Annotated in this window: 22 protein-coding genes; 12 read left to right on the top strand and 10 right to left on the bottom strand. The window is 63.4% G+C overall.

The window, feature by feature from the left end:
* Positions 1-4: 4 nt before the first annotated feature.
* Both NKH05_RS23420 and NKH05_RS23415 read right to left on the bottom strand, forming a co-directional pair.
* Positions 5-637, bottom strand: coding sequence for a LysE family translocator (locus tag NKH05_RS23420; RefSeq protein ID WP_023674336.1), 633 nt, complete (start codon positions 635-637; stop codon positions 5-7).
* 122 nt (positions 638-759) lie between these two features.
* On the bottom strand, positions 760-2727 hold the full coding sequence (locus NKH05_RS23415; RefSeq protein WP_352481728.1) for a pilus assembly protein TadG-related protein: 1968 nt from the start codon (positions 2725-2727) through the stop codon (positions 760-762).
* Positions 2728-3065: 338 nt separating this feature from the next.
* Here NKH05_RS23415 and NKH05_RS23410 point away from each other — a divergent pair, with 338 nt between their 5' ends.
* Both NKH05_RS23410 and NKH05_RS23405 read left to right on the top strand, forming a co-directional pair.
* A complete protein-coding gene (locus NKH05_RS23410; protein ID WP_352495540.1) occupies positions 3066-3926 on the top strand; it encodes a TIGR01459 family HAD-type hydrolase in 861 nt (286 codons plus the stop codon).
* Positions 3927-3979: 53 nt separating this feature from the next.
* Positions 3980-4963 (top strand): bifunctional riboflavin kinase/FAD synthetase, encoded by a 984-nt coding sequence (locus NKH05_RS23405; protein WP_352962301.1) that lies wholly within the window; start codon positions 3980-3982, stop codon positions 4961-4963.
* A gap of 2 nt (positions 4964-4965) precedes the next feature.
* Here the strand turns inward: NKH05_RS23405 and NKH05_RS23400 are convergent, their stop codons facing one another.
* The gene (locus NKH05_RS23400) at positions 4966-5520 is read right to left on the bottom strand and encodes an HdeD family acid-resistance protein (protein ID WP_353026194.1); all 555 of its coding nucleotides are present in this window, start codon (positions 5518-5520) and stop codon (positions 4966-4968) included.
* A gap of 340 nt (positions 5521-5860) precedes the next feature.
* On the opposite strand from NKH05_RS23400, the gene NKH05_RS23395 reads away from it, so the two are divergent.
* Positions 5861-6766: an alpha/beta hydrolase gene (locus tag NKH05_RS23395; protein WP_353026192.1), complete on the top strand. Its 906-nt coding sequence runs from the start codon at positions 5861-5863 to the stop codon at positions 6764-6766.
* A 223-nt stretch (positions 6767-6989) separates the two neighbouring features.
* Positions 6990-7802, top strand: a complete 813-nt coding sequence (locus NKH05_RS23390) for a MipA/OmpV family protein (protein ID WP_023717125.1) — start codon at positions 6990-6992, stop codon at positions 7800-7802.
* Between the two features lie 35 nt (positions 7803-7837).
* On the opposite strand, the gene NKH05_RS23385 is transcribed toward NKH05_RS23390, so the two are convergent.
* Both NKH05_RS23385 and NKH05_RS23380 read right to left on the bottom strand, forming a co-directional pair.
* Positions 7838-8050, bottom strand: coding sequence for an antitoxin Xre/MbcA/ParS toxin-binding domain-containing protein (locus NKH05_RS23385; protein WP_352495538.1), 213 nt, complete (start codon positions 8048-8050; stop codon positions 7838-7840).
* Positions 8051-8162: 112 nt separating this feature from the next.
* Entirely contained in the window at positions 8163-8348 is a 186-nt protein-coding gene (locus NKH05_RS23380; RefSeq protein ID WP_023717127.1) for a hypothetical protein, read from the bottom strand.
* 43 nt (positions 8349-8391) lie between these two features.
* Here NKH05_RS23380 and ileS point away from each other — a divergent pair, with 43 nt between their 5' ends.
* Together ileS and NKH05_RS23370 are read left to right on the top strand one after the other, a co-directional pair.
* Positions 8392-11382, top strand: coding sequence for an isoleucine--tRNA ligase (ileS, locus tag NKH05_RS23375; protein WP_353026191.1), 2991 nt, complete (start codon positions 8392-8394; stop codon positions 11380-11382).
* 195 nt (positions 11383-11577) lie between these two features.
* Positions 11578-12258 carry a hypothetical protein gene (locus NKH05_RS23370; protein WP_023717129.1) on the top strand — a complete coding sequence of 227 codons (681 nt, stop codon included), beginning with the start codon at positions 11578-11580 and terminating at the stop codon, positions 12256-12258.
* Positions 12259-12344: 86 nt separating this feature from the next.
* Here the strand turns inward: NKH05_RS23370 and NKH05_RS23365 are convergent, their stop codons facing one another.
* Positions 12345-12797, bottom strand: a complete 453-nt coding sequence (locus NKH05_RS23365; protein ID WP_023717130.1) for a nucleoside deaminase — start codon at positions 12795-12797, stop codon at positions 12345-12347.
* Between the two features lie 76 nt (positions 12798-12873).
* Here NKH05_RS23365 and NKH05_RS23360 point away from each other — a divergent pair, with 76 nt between their 5' ends.
* The 5 genes from NKH05_RS23360 (at position 12874) to NKH05_RS23340 (ending at position 19212) form a co-directional block, all read left to right on the top strand.
* Positions 12874-14925 carry a pseudouridine synthase gene (locus NKH05_RS23360; RefSeq protein ID WP_352495534.1) on the top strand — a complete coding sequence of 684 codons (2052 nt, stop codon included), beginning with the start codon at positions 12874-12876 and terminating at the stop codon, positions 14923-14925.
* Positions 14906-15460, top strand: coding sequence for a 16S rRNA (guanine(966)-N(2))-methyltransferase RsmD (rsmD, locus tag NKH05_RS23355; protein WP_023717132.1), 555 nt, complete (start codon positions 14906-14908; stop codon positions 15458-15460). The genes NKH05_RS23360 and rsmD overlap by 20 nt, the downstream gene beginning before the upstream one ends.
* A 104-nt stretch (positions 15461-15564) precedes the next feature.
* Entirely contained in the window at positions 15565-16929 is a 1365-nt protein-coding gene (locus NKH05_RS23350; protein ID WP_352909499.1) for a M16 family metallopeptidase, read from the top strand.
* Positions 16930-17095: 166 nt separating this feature from the next.
* Positions 17096-18346, top strand: coding sequence for a M16 family metallopeptidase (locus tag NKH05_RS23345; RefSeq protein WP_502896907.1), 1251 nt, complete (start codon positions 17096-17098; stop codon positions 18344-18346).
* Positions 18343-19212 (top strand): patatin-like phospholipase family protein, encoded by an 870-nt coding sequence (locus tag NKH05_RS23340; protein ID WP_353026189.1) that lies wholly within the window; start codon positions 18343-18345, stop codon positions 19210-19212. Before NKH05_RS23345 ends, NKH05_RS23340 begins: the two co-directional genes overlap by 4 nt.
* Before the next feature lie 89 nt (positions 19213-19301).
* Here the strand turns inward: NKH05_RS23340 and NKH05_RS23335 are convergent, their stop codons facing one another.
* On the bottom strand, positions 19302-20198 hold the full coding sequence (locus tag NKH05_RS23335) for an MBL fold metallo-hydrolase (protein ID WP_031193462.1): 897 nt from the start codon (positions 20196-20198) through the stop codon (positions 19302-19304).
* A 140-nt stretch (positions 20199-20338) separates the two neighbouring features.
* On the opposite strand from NKH05_RS23335, the gene NKH05_RS23330 reads away from it, so the two are divergent.
* On the top strand, positions 20339-21244 hold the full coding sequence (locus NKH05_RS23330; protein WP_352495531.1) for a LysR family transcriptional regulator: 906 nt from the start codon (positions 20339-20341) through the stop codon (positions 21242-21244).
* A gap of 303 nt (positions 21245-21547) precedes the next feature.
* Here the strand turns inward: NKH05_RS23330 and NKH05_RS23325 are convergent, their stop codons facing one another.
* From NKH05_RS23325 to NKH05_RS23315, 3 genes are all read right to left on the bottom strand, one after another.
* Positions 21548-22084 carry a dihydrofolate reductase family protein gene (locus NKH05_RS23325; protein ID WP_353026187.1) on the bottom strand — a complete coding sequence of 179 codons (537 nt, stop codon included), beginning with the start codon at positions 22082-22084 and terminating at the stop codon, positions 21548-21550.
* Between the two features lie 230 nt (positions 22085-22314).
* Complete coding sequence (locus tag NKH05_RS23320) at positions 22315-24045, bottom strand: adenylate/guanylate cyclase domain-containing protein (protein WP_353026200.1); 1731 nt, start codon at positions 24043-24045, stop codon at positions 22315-22317.
* A gap of 155 nt (positions 24046-24200) precedes the next feature.
* The gene (locus tag NKH05_RS23315; protein ID WP_353026186.1) at positions 24201-24470 is read right to left on the bottom strand and encodes a dihydrofolate reductase family protein; all 270 of its coding nucleotides are present in this window, start codon (positions 24468-24470) and stop codon (positions 24201-24203) included.
* Positions 24471-24573: the final 103 nt, after the last annotated feature.

Genomic DNA, 24573 nt, shown 5'->3' with positions numbered 1-24573 from the left:
CCGATCAGCGTTGCGCATCGGTTGCCATCTTGACGGCCAGCGCGGTCAGCACCGTGCCCATCATCCAGCGCTGGATCACCAGCCATAGCGGCCGCCCGGCGAGGAAGATGGCGATCGAGCCGGCCGTCACCGCGATGATGGCGTTGACGGTCAGGCTGATGGCGACCTGCGTGGCACCGAGCACCAGAAGCTGCGACAGCACGTGGCCCTTGCCGGGGCTGATGAACTGCGGCAGCAGCGACAGATAGAGCACTGCCACCTTCGGGTTGAGCAGGTTGGTCATCAGGCCCATGGCGAACAGCTTGCGCGGCCTGTCCTTAGGCAGTTCGCGGATCTGGAAGGGCGAGCGCCCGCCCGGCTTCACCGCTTGCCAGGCAAGCCACAGCAGATAGAGCGCGCCGGCAAGGCGCAGCACGTCATAGGCGAAGGGCACGGCGAGCAGCAGCGCGGTGATGCCGAACGCCGCTGACAGCACGTAGAATAAAAAACCGAGCGCCACGCCCCCCAGCGAGATCAGCCCGGCCTTCGGCCCTTGCGACAGCGAGCGCGAAATCAGATAGATCATGTTCGGGCCGGGCGTCAGCACCATGCCGAGGCAGACCAGCGCGAAGGCGAGATGGTTGGCGGGTTCAGGCAAGAGCGTATCTCCGGATGGGGACACTCACCACATGCTTCCCCCACCCGCAAGGGCATGAGGGCAGGAGCCTTTGCGCCAGCGCGCTGCGCCCCTCTGCCTTTACGTCGCTAATCCCATCGCCTTCAGCCGACGATGCGCAGGTTCGACAATTCGTTGGCGATTTCCTTAAAATTGTCGGACAGCGTCGCGCCCGTCGCATTCCAGAACAACTTGGCCGGCTTGCTCGGGTCGGCCGGATCCTTGCGGAAGCGCGAATCCGAGGAACACGCCTTCAGCGCATCGATCGCCTTCTTGTCGCCAGTATCTGTGGGCGACAGGTCGAGCGCCACCGTCATCACCAGAATGTTCGAATTCTTTGCATTGGCGCAGAGCGTTTTCATCTGCTCGTCGAGTGCTGCCGTGTAGTTGGCACCGGTATAGGTGGTCTTGCCGATATCGGTGCTGGTATTCATGAACAGGCGGGTCACGCTTCCAGATCCCGGATAGGTCAGGCCAGTGTAGCCGTAGGCGGCGTAGGTCGACCTGTTGTTGGCATAGCTGCCGTCGCTGACGGCGCTATAGGTATTGGCTCCGTCGGTCAGCACCACGACCACCTTGTCGTTGCCCCTCTCGCTGTTCGGCCGGCCATCGGTGAACGGTGGGTTGCTCGATACCGTTCGCCAGCCCCAGGCAATGCCCTCCGGCACGTTGGTGTTGCCGTTCGGCGCCATGGCGTCGATGGCATCCTTGATCTCCTGCTTCTCTGCGTCCTGGCTGACGTCCTTCAACGGCGTGATCGGGTTGGTGGTGCAGGAGGAATTCGGCCCATCGCCCGCGGCTGCGGATTGCGAACCGTACGGTTTTACCAGGAAATATTTGCGCATGTCAGACTGTCGCTGCGAAGCGGTGGGACCGGCGACATAGGGCCAATCGGCCCACCAGTTGTTGCCGTAATTGTAAGACGTGCTGATGACGTCGTTGATGCCGTCACGGTTGAAATCGAGCCACAGAGTGCCAGCCTCATCCGGGGCAAACATCGGCACGAAAAGCGTGGCCGGCGCGGCTGTGTCGGGCGTGGTGTCGTCGACATTGTAGGGATATGGCCGTGCCTCGACGCAACCCTGCCAGCTCGCATAGCGGCTCGTCGTATAAATATATTCCGGTGCGCTCCAATGGCCGTACTGGCAGGTGCCGTTCTTCTTGTATGTGTCGCAGACATATTGCTTCGAATTGGGTACCTCTTCGCGGCCCGATTCGACCGTCATGTCGGCGTAGAGGCTGAAACGCGTCAGCGGCTGGTCCTTGGTCTCGCCCCAGCCGGTGCCGCGCTTGTACCAGATGCCATTGAGCTTCTCGGCATATTTGTCCGGATTGTTGGCTGCACTCATCGTCGTCCAGTCGAAATCTTCATGCTGGATCGGGGAGATGCCGTCCTGATCCATCCAGCCGTCCTGGTCGTGGGTAGGGCCGACATTGACCGAGGCCGCGAACGGCACGAGCGAGAACTGCACCGGTTTGGTGATCTGCTTCATCTGCTGCGCCTGAAGCGCCAGCGTATCGACAAGCTGCTTGGCGGCCGACTTCAGCAGGTCTATTCGCTTTTCGCCGGTGCCGGAGCCGAGATCGGTCATTGAGCCGGAATTATCCAGCACAAGCGCGACTTCGAGGGTGTTCTTGAGGCGGAGTTCCGAACATTCGGTGAAGGTCGTGTCGCTTGCCGTGCCGCCAATCAGCAGGCTGGCGGCCGGGAGAAAATAGGGGTCGAAGGTGAGGCTGGCGCAGAGCTTCAAGGTGCCGCCACCGGCATTGTTGTTGGGCAGCGTAACGGTCAGCGCTGTGTTCGCCGGGTCGATGCGTGCGAGATTGGTTTCGAAAAATGTTTTGGCGTAGGCCTTGACGTCGTCGTCGCTGGCGCCGGCGACGATCTGCTGGGCGGCGGCGAGGCCGGCCGCATCAAGTGCGTTCAGCGTTTCGTGCTTTTGGCGCAGCAACTCCCCGTAATCGACACTGAGCGCCAGACCGGCCATCAGCGGCACAATGGTGATTGCAGTCATTAAGGAGTAGTTGCCACGTCTGTCGTGTCGGAATTTTCCGATTATTGCCTTCAGCATTCCCGCCCCGCCCTATTTTTCCCGGACGATGCCACGCATTTTTAAATTTCCGATTGCTAAAATACGTCCAAGGTCGGTACGGTTTTTCAATCCCCGTTAACCACACGTCCGCAATCGGCAATGCCGCTCCGCGCTCCCCTCGGCAAAGTCCCTAAAAGCGGGATAAGGCGCTGGAAAAGAAAAGCTTTCGCCATCACTTCCCCGCCGGCGCCTCGGGCGGCAATCTTGCGGGCACAACGAAAGCTGGTGACAGAGCGAAGCGCTTCGGTTAATCCGGGCCGGCCGCTACGGACCGTCGGTCGCGGCGCTTGCAAGCATCATGGTACAGGGACAACGGCATGGTGGATTCGCCCGACATCATCGGTTCGCTCGCAGACCTGTCGGGAGCCTATTCAGCCATCCTGTGCGATGTCTGGGGCGTGGTGCACAATGGCGAATGGCATTTCCCCGCGGCTGCTGCCGCGCTGATCACTGCTCGCGCGGCGAAAATACCTGTCGTGCTGATCACCAATTCGCCGCGCCGCAGCGCCGACGTGGTGGCGCAGATGAACGCTATCGGTGTTCCTTCCGCCGCCTACGATCGTGTCGTGACGTCCGGCGACGTGACCCGCGACCTGATCGCCGACGGGCCGCGAAAGATCTTCCATATAGGCGCCGATCGAGATTTCACGCTCTATGATGGTCTCGACGTCGAGCTTGTCGAGGAGTTCGAAGCATCCGGCGTGGTCTGCACCGGCTTGTTCAATGACGAGGTGGAAAAGCCGGAAGATTATGCCGATCTTCTGCGGCGGCTGCGTGCCAGGAACCTGCCCTTCATCTGCGCCAATCCCGACATCGTCGTCGAGCGCGGCGAACGCATGATCTGGTGCGCCGGGGCTTTGGCCCGCGAATACGCGCAGCTTGGCGGGCGCACCCTGATCGCCGGGAAACCCTATGCGCCGGTTTATGAGGTCGCCATGAAAGAGATCGCCGTCATTCTCGGCCGCACGGTCGAGCGTTCGCAAGTTCTGGCCATCGGCGACGGCATGATGACCGACATCAAGGGCGCGGCCGATAATGGCTTCGACGTGCTCTACGTATCGGGCGGCATCCATGCCCGCGATTACGGTGAAGCGCTGCAGCCAGACCCGGCCAGGCTCGCGGCCTTTCTCGAAAAATACGGCTACAGGCCGGTCGCGGTGATTCCCAGACTGCAATAAGTTCAGGCCCAGACTGCAATAGGTTCAAGCCCAGACTGCAATAGGTTCAAGCTATGACGGCAATGTTCGAACGCATTTCCGCAACCGCACCGCTGCCGGCCCATCTGCGCGGCGGCGTGGTGGCGATCGGCAATTTCGACGGCGTCCACCGCGGCCACCAGGCGGTGCTCGAACGCGCGCGCGCCGAAGCGGAGCGTCGCGGCGTACCTGCCCTGGTGCTGACCTTCGTGCCGCATCCGCGAAAAGTGTTCAGGCCGGACATGCCGCTGTTCGTGCTGACGCCGCCGCCGATGAAGGCGCGGCTGCTGTCGCATCTGGGCTTTGCGGCGCTGGTCGAGCAGCCGTTCACACGCGAGTTCGCCTCCTTGTCGGCGGAGGCTTTCGTCACCGGCGTGCTCGAGCGCAACCTCGGCATAAGCCACGCCGTCACCGGCTTCGATTTCCATTTCGGCAAGGACCGCCAAGGCGGCCCGGCCTATCTGATGGCGGCCGGCGAGCGCCACGGCTTCGGCGTCACGCTGGTCGATGCCTTCCGCGACGAAAGCGCCGAGGTGGTGTCGTCGAGCCGCATTCGCACGCTGCTGTGCGAGGGCAATGTGGCCGAGGCCGCCGGCCTGCTCGGCTACCGTTTCACCGTCGAGGCGGAGGTGATCGGCGGCCAGCAGCTCGGCCGGACACTCGGCTTTCCGACCGCAAACATGAGGCTTTCGCCGGAAGCCACCCTGAAGGAAGGAATTTATGCAGTCCGCTTCCGCCGCGCCGACGGCTCGCTTCATGATGGCGTCGCCAGCTTCGGCCGCCGGCCGACGGTCGACGACAATGGCGCACCATTGCTGGAGACTTTTGTGTTCGACTTTTCCGGCGATCTCTACGGCGAGATTTGTGCCGTGTCCTTTTTCGGCTACCTGCGTTCGGAGGTGAAGTTCGACGGGCTTGATGCGCTGGTCGCACAGATGAAGCGCGACGAGGCCGAGGCGAGGGCACTGCTCGCCGGCGTCAGGCCGCTTTCCGGGCTCGACGCGGCCGTGGCTTTCTGAATCTACTTTTTCAGCGCCAAGCCGACGGCGATGAAGGTCCAGCCCTGGAAGATCAGGTCGATGGCCAGGAACAGGCCGAGCACCCACACGCTGTTGACGGGCCAGCCCATGGCGATGACCAGGCCAGCCAGCGCGCTGATGATGCCGGCCGCGACCACCCAGCCCCAGCCCGGCTGCGCCCGGTGGCTGTAGCCGACCCAGGCCCTGAGCACGCCTGAAGCAAGGAGCGCAACCGCCAGGAGGAAAGTCAGCACCGTCGAGGCGAGGACCGGATTGTCGAAGGCGAAGAAGCCGGCGACGGCGTAGAGAAGGCCGCTGAGCAGCCAATAGAAGAAGCGGCCCCATGTCTTCACACCGAAGGCATGGATGATCTCGACAACGCCGGCCATCAGCATCAGCCAGCCCACGACAAAGACGGAGGCAACGGTTGCGATGAACAGATTGCCGAAGGCGATGCCGCCGAAGATCAGCAGCAACACGCCGAGTGCGATGAACCATCCCCACTTCGCCCGCGTCTGGCCAATGGCGTCTTTCAAGGCGTCGCCGTGCAGTGTCATCGCCCTTCTCCCTCAAAGTTGCCTAGCTTCTTTGTTCCGGAAGGTAGCGCCGATCGCCTTGCCCGTCCAGCGAGCAGGCTGCGAGCGCCACGCCCCGAGCGATCCGCTTGCCACACTTCCGCTTTGTCCCGAAGAGGCCAAATATCAGATGGAATATTCGACCATATGCGAGGGGAGTGCTAAAGATGACGAGTGGGTTTAGGGGCGACCCGCCGTCTCGTGTATTCGCCATGACGCAAGTGTAACGAAAAATCCCCAGCGCTGGCATTGGCCATTTATCGATGACGTGTGGCTGCTGCTGTACGCCGTTTTCTACGCTTGATGAGGCTAGGGAAGCAAAATGGGCGATGTGGACGAACACCCCGATCTGACGGAGATCAACGCCGTCCGCAGGTTGTTGACCTCAAAGCCACGAACGGTCCGCTGGGACGAACGCCGGGCACGGCTCGACGAGGTTGGTTCGGTGTGGCCGATTGCCGAGGACATCCGATGCGAGGATGTGGTTTTCGATGGCCTCGAGGGAGAGTGGTCCCTGGCGCCTGCGAGTGACAGGGATAAGGTTCTGCTGTTTTTCCACGGTGGTGGCTACTGCTCCGGCTCTCCTAAAAGTCATCGTCGAATGGTGACAGAGGCAGGTCGGGCAATGGGAATGCGCACTCTCGCGATCGACTATCGACGCGCACCGGAACATCCTTTCCCTGCGCAACATGAAGACGCACTCACCGCATGGCGCTTTCTGAGGCGGCAAGGGATCGCGCCGGATCGCATCGTGGTTGGCGGAGACAGTGCGGGCGGCAACCTCACCCTGTGCCTGGTCAGTATATTGCGCGCGGCAGGCGAGCCGTTGCCGCGATGTCTTTGGCTGGTTTCGCCCTGGACGGACCTTTCGATGTCCGGCGCGACACTATCAACCAAGGACGCAATCGACCCCATCATCCACCGGGCGTATTTGGAGGAACTGGCAACCGCCTATGTTCCCAATGGCGTTGGTCGGCGCGATCCCCTGATCTCGCCGTTGTTCGCCGATCTGAGCGGATTTCCCCCAATGCTTATACAAGTCGGTTCGGCCGAGACGCTGTTGTCGGACGCAACTCGGCTCGCGGAAGCCGCTGGCGCGACTGACGTCAAAGTACGTCTCGAAATTTGGCCGCATATGATTCACGCTTGGCCGGTTTGGAATGCGCGGTTGAGTGCCGGTCGCCGCGCTCTTCACAGCGCGGGCATGTTTGTCCACGAGTATTTATAACCCTTGCCGAGGCAACTGCTGGAACCCTTGCCGAGGCAACTGCTGGCGCATTCCAGACGTCTTGATCTTGGATCTTGGTGCGCCAATACGATTCGTTGCTATGCGGAAAACAGGGCCAACGCCGCCAATGTTACGGATATTAAGTCAAATTTGACCGAAATGGCGCCATGGCTTGGATGAAGGCTGGTTGTATCGGCCAATGCGTTCGACGTATGGAGTAACGATGCGGTCAGTCCCGACGATCCCGACGGTCTTGGCCGCATTCATGCTCGGCACCTGCGGCGTTGCCAAGGCCGGCGAGGGCACCTTCGGCTGGCTGTCCGGAGACTGGTACCTGACGGTCGGCGCCACCGGCATGGTCGCGCCGAATTTCGAGGGCGGCAAGAAGTACCTGCTCAGCGCCTCGCCGATCATCTCGCTCGGCAAGGCTGGTCCCGCGGCGCGCTTCAACTCGCGCAACGACAATATCTCATTGGCATTGATCGACGATGGCGGCGTCCGCGCCGGCCTGACAGGCAAGTTCCTGTTTTCCCGCGATGGTGGTGACGCCGACGAATTGAAGGGTCTCGACCCGGTGCGCTGGGGCGGCGAGGCTGGCGGCTTCTTCGAATTCTATCCTTTGGATTGGCTGCGTGCCCGCGCCGAATTGCGGCACGGCATTCGCGCCCATAACGGCTTTGTCGCCGACATCGCCGCCGACGCCTTTTACGATGTGACGCCCGACGTCAGGATTTCCGGCGGGCCGCGCGTTTCATTCGCCTCATCGGACTATTTCGACGCCTATTATGGCGTTGATGCCAAGGAGTCACTGGCCTCGGGGCTCAGCGAATATCATCCAGGCGGCGGGGTGAAATCCGCGGGCCTGGGCGGCGCGGTGACCTGGAAGGTGACCGAGCCGATGACGGCCAGTCTGTTCGGCGAATATTCCCGCCTGATGGGCCCGGCCGCCGATTCCAGCCTGGTCAAGGAGCGGGGCTCCAGGGATCAGTTCATGATCGGCGTGTCGACGACCTATCGCTTCGATTTCTCGATGTGAGCGGGCGGGTTGTGCACGACGGAGAGCCGCAAGGCTCAGACGACTATGCCGTAGCCGATCCGGTTGAGTTCCTCTTCCACAAGCGTGGCACCTGTTGCAGACTGAGGGAGATCGATGGGCGCGTCGTTGAGAACCCGACTTCGCTTACGCAGCCAGCGTTGCGCCTTTTCATGGTTGCCAAAAACGCGATTCGCCATCGTTGAAATGCGTTCAAGTCGCAAGGCGGACTCGGTAGTCGTCAGGGTCACATTCCGTCCTTCCAGCGCGCTAAACTGTGAAATGCAAACCGAAGATGCTGGTCTCTCGACGCCATCTACCGACAAACATAGGCGCAATTGGTGTACGCTCCTAGCGGAAGCATCAGAGTTCGGGCTTTTCAACATCGCCTGTCTCAGTTAAAAGCCCAGCCATGACGAGCTTTTCGCGCCTTCTCGCGACTGCGATACGAATTACAGGCCCGGTGTTCCGGGCGGCTTGACCGCCGCCGGAGCCGCCGGGAATCTTGCGCGCGGCCTCTCGCGCTTTTTCCAGATCATGATAGTTCAACGCCCGGGCTCTTTTGCCGACGGGCAACGCATATGGCAGACGAATGACTGATACCGAGACCGCCGAGACGATCGACTATTCCAAAACGCTCTACCTGCCGCAGACGGATTTTCCGATGCGCGCCGGTTTGCCGGAAAAGGAACCGCTGCTGGTCAAGCGCTGGCAGGATATGGACCTTTACCGCAAGCTGCGCGAAGACGCAGCCGGCCGCGAAAAATACGTGCTGCACGACGGCCCGCCCTATGCCAATGGCAACATTCATATCGGCCATGCGCTGAACAAGATCCTCAAGGACGTCATCACCCGCTCATTCCAGATGCGCGGCTATGACTCGAACTATGTACCCGGTTGGGATTGCCACGGCCTGCCGATCGAATGGAAGATCGAAGAGCAGTACCGCGCCAAGGGCAAGAACAAGGACGAGGTGCCGGTCAACGAGTTCCGGCAGGAATGCCGCGAGTTTGCGGCGCACTGGATCAAGGTGCAGGGTTCCGAATTCCAGCGCCTCGGCGTCGTCGGCGACTTCGACAATCCCTATACGACGATGGCTTTCCACGCCGAGGCGCGCATCGCCGGCGAGCTGCTGAAATTCGCCATGTCCGGCCAGCTCTATCGCGGCTCCAAGCCGGTGATGTGGAGTGTGGTCGAGCGCACCGCGCTGGCCGAGGCGGAGGTCGAATACCAGGACTATGAGTCGGACACGATCTGGGCGAAGTTTCCGGTCGTCAGCCTCGCTCGCCAGGTCATCAACATCGATGATGGGCAGCCAGCCCTGGATCCCAAGCTGACGCAGACGTCGCTCGATCTGCTTGATGCCAACGTCGTCATCTGGACCACGACGCCGTGGACCATCCCCGGCAACCGCGCCGTCAATTACTCGCCGCGCATCAACTATGGTCTCTACGAGGTCACGGCGGCCGAGAACGCCTTTGGCCCCCAGCCCGGCGAAAAGCTGATCTTTGCCGAGAAACTTGCAGACGACGCTGCCGCGAAGGCCAACGTCACCCTGAATCGTCTTCGCAGCGTTGGCGCCGAAGAGCTTGAAAATCTTACGCTTTCGCATCCCCTCAAAAGTCTGGGTGGTGGCTACGAATTCCCTGTGCCGATGCTGGCCGGCGATCATGTCACCGACGATGCGGGCACCGGATTCGTCCACACCGCGCCGGGACACGGCCGAGAAGACTTCGACGCCTGGATGGATGCCGCCTCTGATCTTCGCCAGCGTGGCATCGACACCGCGATCCCCTTCACCGTCGACGATGCCGGCTTCTTCACCAAGGACGCGCCGGGCTTCGGCCCGGACCGCGAGGGTGGAGCGGCGCGCGTTATCGACGACGATGGCAAGAAGGGCAACGCCAACCAGGCCGTCATCGACGAGCTGATCAAGCGAAACGCGCTGTTCGCGCGCGGCCGGCTGAAGCACTCCTATCCGCATTCCTGGCGCTCGAAGAAGCCGATCATCTTCCGCAACACGCCGCAATGGTTCGTCTATATGGACAAGGAGCTTGGCGACGGCACGACGCTGCGCAGCCGCGCCCTGAAAGCCATCGACGATACCCGTTTCGTACCCGCCGCCGGCCAGAACCGCATCCGCGCCATGATCGAGGAGCGCCCTGACTGGGTGCTGTCGCGCCAGCGCGCCTGGGGCGTGCCGATCGCCGTCTTTGCCGATGCCGACGGCAATGTCCTGCGCGACGAGGCAGTCAACCAGCGCATCATGGACGCCTTCGAGAAGGAAGGTGCCGACGCCTGGTTCGCCGCCGGCGCCAAGGAGCGTTTCCTCGGCAATCACGATGCCTCGAAATGGCAGCAGGTGATGGACATCCTCGATGTCTGGTTCGATTCAGGCTCGACGCATGCCTTCACGCTTGAGGACCGGCCCGACCTGAAATGGCCGGCCGACGTCTATCTCGAAGGCTCCGATCAGCATCGCGGCTGGTTCCACTCCTCGCTGCTCGAAAGCTGCGGCACCAGGGGCAGGGCGCCCTACGAAACCGTCGTCACCCATGGCTTCACCATGGATGAGGAGGGGCGGAAAATGTCGAAGTCGCTCGGCAACACCGTCGTGCCGCAGGACGTCATCAAACAGTCCGGCGCCGACATCTTGCGGCTGTGGGTGGTGACGACCGATTATTGGGAAGACCAGCGGCTCGGCAAAAACGTGCTGCAGACCAACATCGACGCCTACCGCAAGCTGCGCAACACCATCCGCTGGATGCTGGGCACGCTCGCCCATGACGATGGCGAGGAGGTGCCGCTGGACAAGATGCCGGAGCTGGAGCGGCTGATGCTGCACCGGCTCGCCGAGCTCGATGAAGTCGTACGCTCGGGCTACGACGCCTTCGAATTCAAGCGCATCACCCGCGCGCTGCTCGACTTCATGGTGATCGAGCTGTCGGCCTTCTATTTCGATATCCGCAAGGATGCGCTCTACTGCGAAGCGCCTTCCAGCGTGAAGCGCAAGGCTTCCGTGCAGGTGGTGCGCCATCTCTTCGACTGTCTGGTGAAATGGCTGGCGCCGATGCTGCCTTTCACCATGGAAGAGGCTTGGCTCGACCGTCATCCGGATGTCGTCTCGGTGCATCTCGACCAGTTCCCGGAGATCCCGGCGGACTGGAAGGACGAGGCGCTGGCGGAGAAGTGGCGCAAGGTGCGGCAGGTCCGCCGTGTCGTCACCGGCGCGCTGGAGATCGCCCGCGCGCAGAAGGTCATCGGCTCTTCGCTGGAAGCGGTGCCGGTCGTCACTCTCGACGATGCCCTACTCGAAGCGGCGATCGCCGATGTCGACACGGCCGAGATGGCGATCACCAGCGATCTGGTTATCGCGCACGGCAAGGCGCCGGCGGGCGGCTTTACCCTCGACGATGTCAAAGGCGTCGCCGTGGTCGTCGAGAAGGCGGAGGACCGCGGCCTGGTGAAATGCGCACGCTCCTGGCGCTACACCGCCGATGTCGGCTCAGATCCGGAATTCCCGGATGTTTCGGCCCGTGACGCAGCTGTCCTGCATGAGCTGAAGGCTTTGAGCCGCCTTTAAGGCGGTGCACAATTGCCACGGCGGGCGGCCGATCGGCCCCCGTGCGTTGCCCTTAACGAGTGGTTGAGGTAAACACGCGAAACTCCGGACGACAAATTGTCGCCGGAATTCCGTCGGAAGAGCATAGGCGATGGGGGCCGGACCTTTCTTTGGCCGGCGGCAATCGAGAGGCTGTCTACAGTGGGACTTTTTGGCATGACCGAGAGAACTTACGCGCGCGTCGCGCTGCTGGCGCCGCTTGTCGTATCGAGCCTCGCCTTGTCCGGCTGCATGGGCTCGCCCACCTACGGGACCGACAAGACCGCGGGCGCGCAGCTTGCCGGCGACCTCACCGGGGCTTTTTCCTTCGCACCCAAACGCAAGGATAGTATCGACTACAAGCCGCGCCCCACGCTGGTGAAGCCAGGGCCGGGGCAGAAGGAAGTCTTGCCGCCGCCGCAGGAAAGCATCGAGACGGCGAGTGCCGAATGGCCCGAATCGCCGGAGCAGCGCCGTGCCCGCCTGCGCGCCGATGCCACCCTGCATCAGGACGACCCGGCCTACCAGGCTCAGGTCATCGATGACGTGCAGACGGATCCGGCGTCGGTCAAGGCCGCGCTGAAGCAGTCGGGCTCGAGCCACCCGCCAGCCTGGACTCCGGCCGATTCGGACAAGGACCGCGCCGCGGAAATCATGCGCCGCCGGGCTGAAGGCAAACAGGGCGACCCGACCACCCGCAGATATCTGAGCGAGCCGCCGGTGCAATACCGCGCTGCCGCCGACACTGCGCCGCAGGGTGACCTCGGCGAGGACGAGTACAAGAAGGAACGCCGCCTCAAAAGGGAGGCGGCCGCCAAGAGCAAGAGCAGCGGCATGTTCGACTGGCTGCCCTGGTAGACTGACGGCGCCAGAGACGTTCTGGCCTGGATTGGCTGAACTGGATTGGCTGACTTGGATTCGGTCCGTCTGCCGAACCAGGAAAATCAGGGTCCGCGTCGCTCGCGAAAAAAGTCCTTCAGCAATGCTGCTGCAGCGTTCTCGGCCATGCCAGGATAGATGTCGGGCACATGATGGCAGGTCGGTGACGTGAAGAAGCGAACGCCATTGACGACTGCGCCGCCCTTCTCGTCGGCGACGCCGAAATAGAGCCGGCGCAGCCTGGCGAAAGAGATGGCGCCGGCGCACATGGTGCACGGCTCCAGCGTCACATAGAGATCGTGGCCGCTGAGCCGCTCGCTGGAAAGCTTGCGGCAGGCCTCGCGGATCGCCAGCATCTCGGCATGGGCGGTCGGATCGGCGAACTCGCGGGTGCGGTTGCCGGCACTCGCAACGACCGTATCGCCGCCGACGACGACCGCGCCAACCGGCACCTCGCCACGCAGGGCGGCGGCTTCGGCTTCTTTCAGCGCCAGCGCCATGAAATCCTGCCGCCTCACGCGGTTTCCATTCCGATTATCTCCTCGCCACTAGAGCGCGATCCTGTTACTACCCGCGCAAACGAGCAAAGGCCACATGGACGACAAAAACAAGAAATTCCCGCGCAAGGCCGGCCCGAAACCGGCGGGGCCGCGTGGTCGCGATGGCGCTCCCGGCAAGGGTGGCAAGCCGTCCTTCGGCGTCAAAAAACCCTACACTCCGCGCGGCGATCGGCCGGCGGCGGCCGAAGGCGAACGGCCGAAACGCGACTTCAAGCCGAAGCGCGAAGGCGACCGGCCGTTCGGCAAAGGGCCGCGTCCGGAAGGCAAGCCTTATGAGAAGCGCGAAGGTCCACGCAAGCCTTATGCACCGCGCGGCGATCGGCCGGCGGCGGCCGAAGGCGAACGGCCGAAGCGTGACTTCAAGCCGAAGCGCGAAGGCGACAGGCCGTTCAGCAAAGGGCCGCGTCCGGAAGGCAAGCCTTATGAGAACCGCGAAGGTCCACGCAAGCCTTATGCACCGCGCGGCGACCGGCCAGCAGCTGCCGAAGGCGAGCGGCCGAAGCGCGACTTCAAAGGCAGCGAGAGGCCATTCAGCAAAGGGCCGCGTCCGGAGGGCAAGCCTTATGAGAAGCGCGAAGGTCCGCGCAAGCCCTACGCGCCGCGCGGCGACCGGCCGGCCGCTGCCGAAGGCGAGCACGGCGAAAAGCGCTTCGACCGTCCCAAGCGTGACTTCGGGGATCGTCCTAAGCGTGATTTTGGCGGCGATCGGCCGCAAGGGGCACAAAGGGCACAGGCGGCATCGGAGGGCGGCTTCAAGCCGCGTCCGCGTCGCGTCGAGGCAACGGAAGAAGCCGGCGAACGCATTGCCAAGCGGCTGGCGCGTGCCGGCCTGGCCTCGCGCCGCGATGCCGAGGAACTGATCGCGGCCGGCCGCGTCAAGGTCAACGGCAGGGCGCTGACCTCGCCGGCCTTCAACGTGATGCCCGGCGACATCATCCATCTCGACGGCATGGAGATCCCGCCGATCGAGCGCACGCGGCTGTTCCTGTTCAACAAGCCGGCCGGCGTGGTCACCACCAACCGCGATCCCGAAGGCCGCAAGACCGTCTTCGACGTGCTGCCCCCCGGGCTGCCGCGGCTGATGACCATCGGCCGGCTCGACATCAACACCGAAGGGCTGCTGCTGCTCACCAATGATGGCGGCCTGTCGCGCGTGCTCGAACTGCCGGCGACCGGCTGGCTGCGGCGCTACCGCGTGCGCGTCCACGGCAAGGTCGAGGAAAGCGCGCTCGCGGGCCTGCGCGAAGGCATTGCCGTTGACGGTGTCTTTTATGGCGCCATCGAGGCGACGCTGGACCGCGAGCAGGGTTCGAATGCCTGGCTGACGCTCGGCCTGCGGGAAGGCAAGAACCGTGAGGTCAGGAACATCCTGGGCTCGCTCGGTCTCGACGTGACGCGGCTTATCCGCATTTCCTACGGGCCGTTCCAGCTCGACGATTTGCCGGAAGGCCATGTGTTGGAGATCAAGGGCCGCGTGCTGCGCGACCAGCTCGGCGAGCGCCTGGTCGAAGAGTCCGGTGCCAATTTCGACGCCGATATCGCCAAGCCGTTTTCCAACAAGCCGGTCAGGCGTGAGCGGGAGGAGGAGCCCGAGCGGCCGAAATTCACCCGTGACGGCGAACGCCGTCCGATCGGCGAGGGCGGCCTGATCAAGAACCGCAAGCGCCGCGAAGGCAGCCGCGACGAAGCGCTCGGCAAGCTGTCGACAAAACCGGAGAGGAGCTTTGGCGAGCGTGGCGCCAAACCTGAACGCGGCGACTTCGGGGACAAACCCCGTGGCGACAAGCCTCGTGGCGGCTTCGGCGGCAAGAAATCCGAACGCGAGCAGCGGCCGATCGAACCGCCGGGCCAGCGCAAGGCCAATGTCTGGATGGCGCCGGGGGCGCGGCCGATCGGCAAGGGCAGGGCGGAGGCAGACGCCGCCAAGGCGGCGGAAAACAAGGCGCGCAAGGCCGCTTTCAAGCCGTCTTATGGCAAGCCCGGCGGTGCAAAGCCGTTCGGCAAGCCTCGTGGCGAACGTTCGGATAGCGGTGGCGACCGGCCGCGTGGCGGCCCGAAAGGAAGCAATGCGGATCGTCGGCGGTGAGCTTCGCGGGCGTCCGCTGGCGACGCCCCGCACCTTTGCCATCCGCCCGACGACCGACCGCACGCGTGAGGCGGTCTTCAACGTGCTGGCGCATCGCTTTCCCGAAAAACTGAACGGCGCGCGCGTGCTCGACCTGTTCGCCGGCACCGGCGCGCTCGGCCTCGAAGCGCTGTCGCGCGGCGCTGCCTATGCTGTCTTCATCGAGGAATCCGCCGAAGGGCGCGGCCTGATCCGCACCAATGTCGAGGCTTTCGGCCTCACTGGGCGCACCAAGATATTCCGTCGCGACGCGACGGCCTTGGGCGAGGCGGGCACCATCGCTGCATTCGGCCTGGTCTTTGCCGATCCGCCCTATGGCAAGAGCCTTGGCGAACGCGCGTTGCGCTCGGCCAAGGCCGGCGGCTGGCTCGCCCCCGGCGCGCTCTGCGTAGTCGAGGAAGCGGCGGCGGCGCCGTTCGAGGCAGGGCCGGGCTTTTCGGTTGTCGACGAGCGCAACTATGGCGAGACGGTCATCCGCTTCATCGAGGTTGGGTGAGGCCCCGCAATTGGCGAGGAAGCCGCGCCTTCAAAATGACGAACAATTCGCTTTGCCTCGACCAGCAACCCCGCCTATCGTTCCACCCCAAACCGGAGCCATCTATGACATTTCAGGCTGAATGGCTGCGCGGAACGCTCTTGGGACTGGCCCTGGTGATGGCCGAGCCGGCTCTGGCGGACAACAATCCCGACGACGGCGTGGTGACGGATTTCCTGCTCGACAACGGCATGGAGGTCGTTGTCATCCCCGATCACCGCGCCCCGATCGTCACCCATATGGTCTGGTACAAGATCGGCAGCGCCGACGAGCCGCCGGGCAAATCCGGCATTGCCCATTTCTTCGAGCATCTGATGTTCAAGGCGACCAGCAACCATGCGGCCGGCGAGCTCGATCGCGCCGTCGCCGCCATCGGCGGCTCGGACAACGCCTTCACCTCCTACGACTACACCGCTTTTCATGAGACAGTGGTGCCGCAGGCGCTCGGTGAGATGATGGGCTTCGAGGCCGACCGCATGCGCAATCTCATCCTCAACGACGATGTCATCAAGACCGAGCGCGACGTCATCCTCGAGGAGCGCCGCTCGCGCATCGACTCCAATCCGCAGGCGGTGCTCGACGAGGAGATCGACGCCACACTGTGGCAGAACCAGCCCTACCGCATTCCGGTCATCGGCTGGATGCAGGAGATGGAGAAGCTGAACCGCACCGACGCGATGGCCTTCTACAACAAATATTATACGCCCAATAACGCCGTGCTGGTGGTGGCCGGCGATGTTGAGCCGGAAACGGTCAAGCCGCTGGCCGAAAAGACCTATGGCAAGATCGCGCGCGGCCCGGATCTGCCGCCGCGCATCCGCCCGGTCGAGCCGGAGCAGAACACCAGGCGCACGGTGACGCTGACCGACGGGCGCGTCAGCGTGCCGAGCTTTACCACGCAATGGGTGGTTCCGTCCTATCACACGGCAAAGCCCGGCGAAGCCGAAGCGCTCGACGTGCTGTCCGAAATCCTCGGCGGCGGCAACCGCAGCCGGCTCTACCAGGAGCTTGTCGTCAGGCAAGGCATCGCCGCCGAGGCCGGCGCCTTCTTCCAGGGCACCATGCTCGACGACACCAATTTCACCGTCTACGGCGCGCCGCGCGGCGATGCCAAGCTTGCCGACATCGAGGCCGCGGTCGACGCCGAGATCGCCCGCATCGCGAAAGACGGCGTCACCAGCGACGAGCTGGAAAAATCCAAGGACCGTTTCGTACGCTCGATGATCTTTGCCCGCGACAAGCAGGAGGACATGGCCAACATCTACGGCTCGACGCTCGCCACAGGCGGTAACGTCCAGAACGTCCAGCAATGGCCGGACCGCATCCGCAAGGTCACCGCCGACCAGGTCAAGGAAGTCGCTGCCCGCTATCTCAATCTCGACCACGCAACGACCGGCTATCTTCTGCCGCAAACCCAAGCTGGGAATTGATTTGATGATGAGCCAGCATGGTCCCGCTCTGCCTTCCCCCCTCGTGGGCTCCTCACCTTCTCCCACAAGGGGAGAAGGGAAGCGCCAGCACGCCGGCCCTCTTCTAGCAACCCTGTTCCTCTCCCTTCTCTTTGTCATCCTGCCGGCGCTTTCCGCTCGCGCCGCCATGAACATCCAGGAGGTGACCTCGTCGAAGGGCATTGCCGCCTGGCTGGTGGAGGATTATTCGGTGCCGATCGTCGCCATCCGCTTCGTTTTCGATGGCGGCGCGACGCAGGATCCGCCCGGCAAGGAAGGGCTTGCCAATCTGATGAGCGGCCTGTTCGACGAAGGTGCCGGCAACCTCGACAGCGAGGCCTTCCAGATCAAGCTTGACGATGTCGGCGCCGAGATGAGCTTCGATGCGCAGCGCGACGGCATCTACGGCTCGATGCGCATGCTGGCCGAGCAGCGCGACGGCGCCTTCGACCTGTTGCGCGTGGCGGTCAACCAGCCGCGCTTCGACCAGGCGCCGATCGACCGCATCCGCTCGCAAATCCTGTCCGGCATCATCGCCAACGAGCGCGATCCCGATACGCTCGCCCAACGCAAATGGCTGGACGCGATCTACGGCAGGCATCCCTATGCGCGGCCCGACCAGGGCACCAGGCAAAGCATCGCGACGATCACGCCGGCCGATCTCAGCGCCTTCCACAAGGCAAGTTTCGCCCGTGACGGCCTGCATGTCGCGGTGGTCGGCGCCATCGACGCCGAGACGCTGAAGCAGAAGCTCGACCTGGTGTTCGGCAGCCTGCCGGAAAAGCAGGCGCTTACGTCCGTTCCCGACATCGACCTGAAGCTCGGCCAGCAGCTCGAGGTCGTCTACGACCAGCCGCAGGCCTCGCTGCAACTCGCCTATCCCGGCGTGAAGCGGAATGCGCCGGATTTCTTCGCCGCGGTGCTGATGAACGAGATCCTCGGCGGCGGCACCTTCACCTCGCGGCTGTTCGACGAGGTGCGCGAGAAGCGCGGCTTGGCCTACAGCGTCAGCTCCGACCTCGTCGACCACCAGCATTCCGAGGCGCTGTCCATCACCACCTCGACCCGCGCCGATAGGGCGGCCGAGACGCTGGCCGTGGTGCGCGACGTGGTCAAGCGCATGGCCGAGGAGGGGCCGACCGAAGCCGAGCTGGCGGCGACCAAGAAATACATCATCGGCGCCTATGCCATCAACAATCTGAATTCCTCCGGCGCGATCGCCTCAACGCTGCTCGAGATCCAGCTCGGCAAGCTCGGCATCGACTACATGCAGCGCCGCGCCGCCCTGATAAACGCGGTGACGCTGGACCAGGTGAAAGCGGTGGCGAAAAAGCTGCTTTCCGCCGAGCCGGCCGTCATGGTGGTCGGGCCGAAGCTCGGCGCGGCCAACAAGGGATGAGCCCTAGCTTCGGCATCGCCTTTGGCGGCGGCGGGGCGCGTGGGCTGGCGCATATCCATGTCATCGAGGCGCTGGACGAGCTGGGCATAAGGCCGGCAGCAATCGCCGGCTCGTCGATCGGCGCCATCATGGGCGCCGGCATGGCCTCGGGCATGACCGGCAAGGACATCCACGACTATACGCGCTCGATCCTCGGCCGCCGCGCCGAAGTGGCGACGCGCATGTGGCGGGCGCGGCCCGGCACTTTTGCCGAAGCGTTGCAGGGCGGCCTGCGGGTCAGCCAGTTCAATGTCGAGCGCATCCTCAAGGCGTTCCTGCCCGACGCCATTCCCGAAACCTTCGCCGAATTGAAGATACCGCTGAAGGTGACGGCAACGGACTTTTATGGCCACCAGCTCGCCGTGTTCGACGAAGGCGAGCTGCATTCGGCACTGGCCGCCTCGGCGGCGATCCCGGCGGTGTTCCGTCCGGTGATGCGCGACGGCAGGCTGCTGATCGACGGCGGCATCTACAATCCCGTGCCGTTCGACCTGATCGAGCTCGACGCCGACATCATCATCGCCGTCGACGTGGTCGGCGCGCCGACCGAGGCCGGGCGCAAATTCCCGACCTCCGTCGACCTGATGTTCGGCGCCACGCAGCTGATGATGCAGTCGATCATCGCCAGTAAGCTGAACCAGAGCCGGCCCGACATCCTGATCCGGCCGGCGGTGTCGAAATACCGCGTGCTCGATTTCATGAAGGTCGAGGCGCTGATGGCCGAGACGGTGGCGATCAAGGACGAGCTGAAGCGCGAGATCGAAAGGGCGGTCGAGGCGCGGGCCAAGGCCGAAGCCAGCAAGCGCACCAACCGTCTCGGCGGATGACAGCCGTCAGGCGCCCGGCGTCAACGCCCGCTGGACCATGAGCGTATCCTTCGTAAGTGGTGCGGATCAGCTCGAGATTGGCGCCAATCTCAGCCCCACTTCATCTCGCCGGTGGCGACCTTGGAGCCGATGTCGAGCGCAACCCCCATGCCGAGGCCGGGGAAGCGGGCTTCCATGGCGCTCTTCAGCGCGGCAGCGTCCTTGGCCTTGGCCAGTTCTTCCTCGAAGGCGATGAGATAGGTTTTTGTGTGCTCGACGCCCGAAAGGTCGGTCGCCGCCCCAGGCGTCATGTGCCCAGGCACGACGATCGCCGGCTTGCGCGCCGCGATCTTTTCGAGGTTGGCCAGCCAGGCGGCGCGCAGTTCCCTGGTCGGGGTGTCGGCGGTCCAGACATGCACGCCGGCAAAGATCATCACCCCGCCGAACACCGCGTTCAGCGACGGCACGAACAGATAGCGCCGGTTGCCGAGGCCTTCCGCGGCGACGATCTCGATGCTCTCGCCGTCGACGCTGAGCGTCTTGCCGTCGAACGCTTCCGGGATGACGACGTCGGCCAGCGCCTGCGGGCCATTTTCCTTCAGCTGCGGCCCCCAGACGGCGAGCTTCTTTTCGACATTGCCGTTGATGGCGGCCACCGTCTCGGCTGCGGCGATCACCCGTGCCTGCGGGAACGTCTGCTTGATCCGCTTGAGGCCGAAATAATAGTCGGGGTCGGACTGGCTGACATAGATGGTGGTGAGCGTCTTGCCGGTCGCCTTGATCGCCTCGGCCACGGCCCGGCCGTCGGGGTAGGTGAAACCGGAATCGATCAGCACGGCTTCGGTGGCGCCGGAGACCAGCACCGGGGCGCGGAAGAAGCCGTTTTCGCCGGCGGGAAAATGCTTCCAGGAAAGCCCGCTGGCCGCATGGCCAAGCCCGGCGGGAGCAAAGACCGCGGCAGCGCCGGCGGCGAGGGTGGTTTTCATGATGCTTCTCCGTGTGAACATGGATGTCTCCTGGGAATGCGGAATTCGGCGGCCTCGATGCCCGCAAGATGGCAAAAACGGAATGCATATTGAAGGCCGACAAAATAGACGTAATGTATGCTTTCGCCTGACAATGGGGCTGCATCTGCCATGAGCCACGCATGAACCTGAACCGGCTGGCCTATTTCGCGGCGGTGGTCGACGCCGGCTCGTTCACGCGGGCCGCCGAGCGGCTGGGCATCACCAAGGCGGTCGTCAGCCAACAGGTGGCGCGGCTGGAGCGCGATGTCGGAACGACGCTGCTGATCCGCACGACGCGCCGCGTCCATCCGACCGAGGCCGGCCGGACATTCCATGCCCGCTGCCTGCAGGTTCTGCAGCAGGCCGAGGATGCCTTCGACGAGCTCGCGCAGGCCGCCGCCGAGCCGACCGGCACGCTGCGCATCGCGGCGTCCAACGACTACGGCACGTCGGCGGTGGTGCCGGTGGTCGCCGCCTTCAGCGCGCGCTATCCCGCCTGCCGGGTGGAGCTGACGCTGGGCGACGAGACGATCGACCTGGTTTCCGGCCACATCGACGTGGCCATCCGCGTCGGCTGGCTGGCCGATTCCAGCCTGCAGGCGCGGCGCATCGGCACCTTCCAACAATTCATGGTGTGCGGCGCCGGGTTTGAAGGCCGGTTCACGGCCGGGGAACCGCAAGACCTTGCCGGGCTGCCCTTCATCGCCAACATGGCGCTGCGCGAACCGCTGCTATGGCAATTTTCGCGCGGCGACAACGAGCAGCAGGTCGTGCGCATGCAGGCAACGATCGCCATTGACGCGACGCCGGCAGTGCTGGCGGCCGTCCGCGCCGGCGCCGGCCTGTCGGTGCTGCCGGACTTTCTGGTGCGGGACGAGCTGGCCGCCGGGCGGCTGGTGCAGGTCCTGCCCGAGTGGCGGCTGCCCTCCGGCGGCATCTACACAGTCTACCCCGCCGCCCGCTTCCGCCCGCCCAAGGTGACGAGGTTTGTCGAGATGCTGATTGCGGCCGAGCAGAAGCTGGAGGCAGGCGGGCGGGGGCGCTGATGGGCGAAGCAGCGATCTCCCCCCAACGGCAGGGCTATCGCATAGGGGGCCCCCCTCATCCGGCCGCTTCGCGGCCACCTTCTCCCCGCTGGGGAGAAGAGGCTGGCGTTAACGCCGGCGACCTCCTCTCCCCTCGGGGAGAGGTCGGATTGCCCCGAATTGCCCTTCGCAATTCGGTTGGCAATCCGGGTGAGGGGGCACTTGCCCCTATGCGATTGCTACAGTTGAAACGAAGGCCGGCGTTCTTTCGCGCCCCCCTCTGCCCTGCCGGGCATCTCCCCCTCAAGGGGGGAGATTGGCTCATCACGCCTTCCCAGCCGCATACTCCAGCGCCACCACGCCGTTGCTGAACTGCGTGGCCGAGATCAGTTCGAGCGGCAATTGCGCGCCGGGCGGGAATAGCAGCTTGCCCTGGCCGACGGCACCGGGGTAGCTGAGCAGCCTGATGCGGTCGACCAGGCCATGGCGCAGCAATTCCTGTGCGACGCTGAGGCTGCCATGCACATAGATGTTGCCGCCGCTGCCTTGCTTCAGCTGCCTGACCGCGTCCGGCAAGGCGCCCTGCAGCAACTCGGCCGGCTGCCAGTCGAGCGCCGTCAAGTTGGTCGAGGCGATATATTTCGGCAGCGCGTTGAACCGGTCGGCGAAGTCTCCGGTTTCCTTGGGCCACGAGCCGGCAAAGATCTGATAGGTCGTGCGCCCCAAAAGCATGGCGCCGCTGTCGGCAAGCTCGTCGTCCTTGAATTTTTGCATTTCATCGTTCCAGGCCACGCTCGGCAGCTTTTCAACCTCGGCAATCCCATCGACGCTGATGAATTCGGTGATGATGAGTTTTCTCATGGCGGGTTCCCTTCTGTTGGGGCGGCCGTGCGGGCCTTATGCGAACTGCGCCATCAACTAGCGCGCCGCTTTTTCAGGGGGAGGGCTTTCCCCGGTTCGCTTCCAAAGAGCGATGGCCGCCTCTGCTCCCTAAGCCGCCCGTCGTTCGGCCATGCCACAAGGTCCGCGTCGGGTGGGGGGCGGTCTTTTTGCCTGTCCCCGATTGGATCTGGTTCGTAATTACGGGCTGCCTACAGCTTGGCAATACCGGCTTTCAGCAGTCCTTCGCGGACGTGCTGCACATCAGGCTCCTGGGCATAGTGCAGGGTGGCGATAAATGGATCGAGGTCGAATTGGGGATCGAGCGTTCTGATCTTGCCCAGATGCGCCGCAGCCGCGATTTCGTCACCGAGCCAGCCGTAGCAGGCAGCGGCGAAAGCGTGCTGAACCGAGTCCATGGTTGACAGATGCATGAAAGCTTCGATCGCCTCGCCATACTGGCGCGCGGCGAAATGCGCCTTTCCCAGATGGCTCCAGAATCTCTCCGGGTGGTGCGGGTTCAACTGCATTGCCTTGCGGATCCATTCGATTCCCTCTTCCGGCCTCCCCAGCCATGTCAATAACTCGCCTTGCTGCACCACCACGAGGTCGTAATTGGGATTGAGGGCCAGCGCCCGCTCTTGATGGTAGCGCGCTGTGGTCAGCTCATTGTTGTTCACGTTCACTGCCGCGAGGATGCGGTGGACATCGGCATCGTTGTTGTCCAGCGCCAGCGCCCTGTCCAGCGCTGCCGAAATGTTGTTCCAGACGGCATCCCTGTCTTCGCACCAGTTATGAACCCAGGCCTGGCCAAGAATGCAGGCCCGCCAGGCATGGGCATGGGCATAATCGGGGTCGAGCGCGACGGCCCTTTCTATCAAGGTTTGCGCGCGTTCATTATCCGCAATCGTGCTTCGGTGATGCAGCACCTTGGCAGCAAGCACACATTCATAGGCGGCCATGTTTGCAGGTTTCGCCCGCGCGAGCTGGTCCCGCTGAGCCGCCTCGACACGACCGGGCAGCGTGGCTGCGATCGCCGCGGTCACCTCATCCTGAATCGCGAATATGTCATCCAGCTTGCGGTCATATTTGTCTGCCCAAATATGAGCGTCATTCGCCGTGTCGATGAGCTGAACCGTCACGCGCACCCTGTCGCCGATCTTGCGGACGCTTCCCTCCACCAGGTATTGGACGGCGAGTTTCTCGGCCACCTCGCGCACATTCACGGCGCGGTTCTTGTAGACGAAGCTGGAATTGCGCGAGATGACGAACAACTCATGGTGGCGGGACAGTTCGGTGATGATGTCCTCGGTCAGTCCGTCCGCGAAAAACTCCTGCTCGGGGTCGCCGCTCATGTTGCTGAATGGCAGCACCACTATCGAAGGTTTCGAGATGGATCGCTTTGCCTCGACTTGTGGCAGGACAGGACCGTCAAACCCAACGCGATAGAGGCGAACCGGGCGGCTGATGTTCTTTAACGTCTTCTCGCCCAGGTCCTCCATGGCAATTTCGAGACGGTCGGCAATTTGGGTCGCCACCGCTGCGGTCACGCAGATACCGCCGACGTCGGCGAGTTGCTCGATGCGCGAGGCAATATTGACGCCGTCGCCGAAAATATCCTCATCGTCGAAAATGATGTCGCCGAGATTTATGCCGATCCTGAATTCGATACGCCGTTCTTGCGGCACATCCGAATTGCGCCGTTTCATGCGCTGTTGGATTTCCACGGCGCATTTCACGGCATCGGTCACGCTCTGGAACTCAACGAGCATGCCGTCTCCGGTGGTCTTGATGATCCGGCCCTTGTTCTTCGCGATGGCGGGATCGACCAGTTCTATGCGATGGGTCCGAAGGCGTGCGAGCGTGCCGGATTCGTCGGCCTCCATTAGCCGACTGTAGCCCGCCATATCGGCCGCCAGAATTGCGGCTAGTCTCTGTTCCATCGCTGAACCAAAAACCAAGCCTATACTTCCTGGGCCGCCAAATCCAGCAATTTGGGCTTGTGGCTGAATCAAGAAGTCTTCCTACCGCAGCAGCAGCCAGAAAGGGCGGATCAGAACCTTCCGCCTTCCGCCAGGTGGCTGCGAACTCGATCGCGTCAATGGCGGGGGGATCCGCGCGGCGTCAAGCTCGTCGAGGCGATATATTTCAGCAGCGCGTTGAACCGGTCGGCAAAATCTCCGGTCTCCTTGGGCCACGAGCCGGCAAAGATCTCATAGGTCGTGCGCCCCAAAAGCATGGCGCCGCTGTCGGCAAGCTCGTCGTCCTTGAATTTTTGCATCTCATCGTTCCAGGTCACGCTCGGCAGCTTCTCGACCTCGGCGATGCCATCGACGCTGATGAATTCGGTGACGATGAGTTTTCTCATGGCGGGTTCCTTTCTGGCAGAGGACCGGACGGCGCTGGCTGTGCGAACTGCCATATGAAACTGACGCCCGTTGCCAAGTGGTGATGCAGTCGGCCATCACCAG

Origin of the sequence: Mesorhizobium sp. M1399 (assembly GCF_040317735.1) — a bacterium.
In the GTDB taxonomy this organism is placed as follows: domain Bacteria; phylum Pseudomonadota; class Alphaproteobacteria; order Rhizobiales; family Rhizobiaceae; genus Mesorhizobium.
Note: the sequence above shows the minus strand (reverse complement) of the source record. Positions and strands in the feature narration are given on the sequence as shown.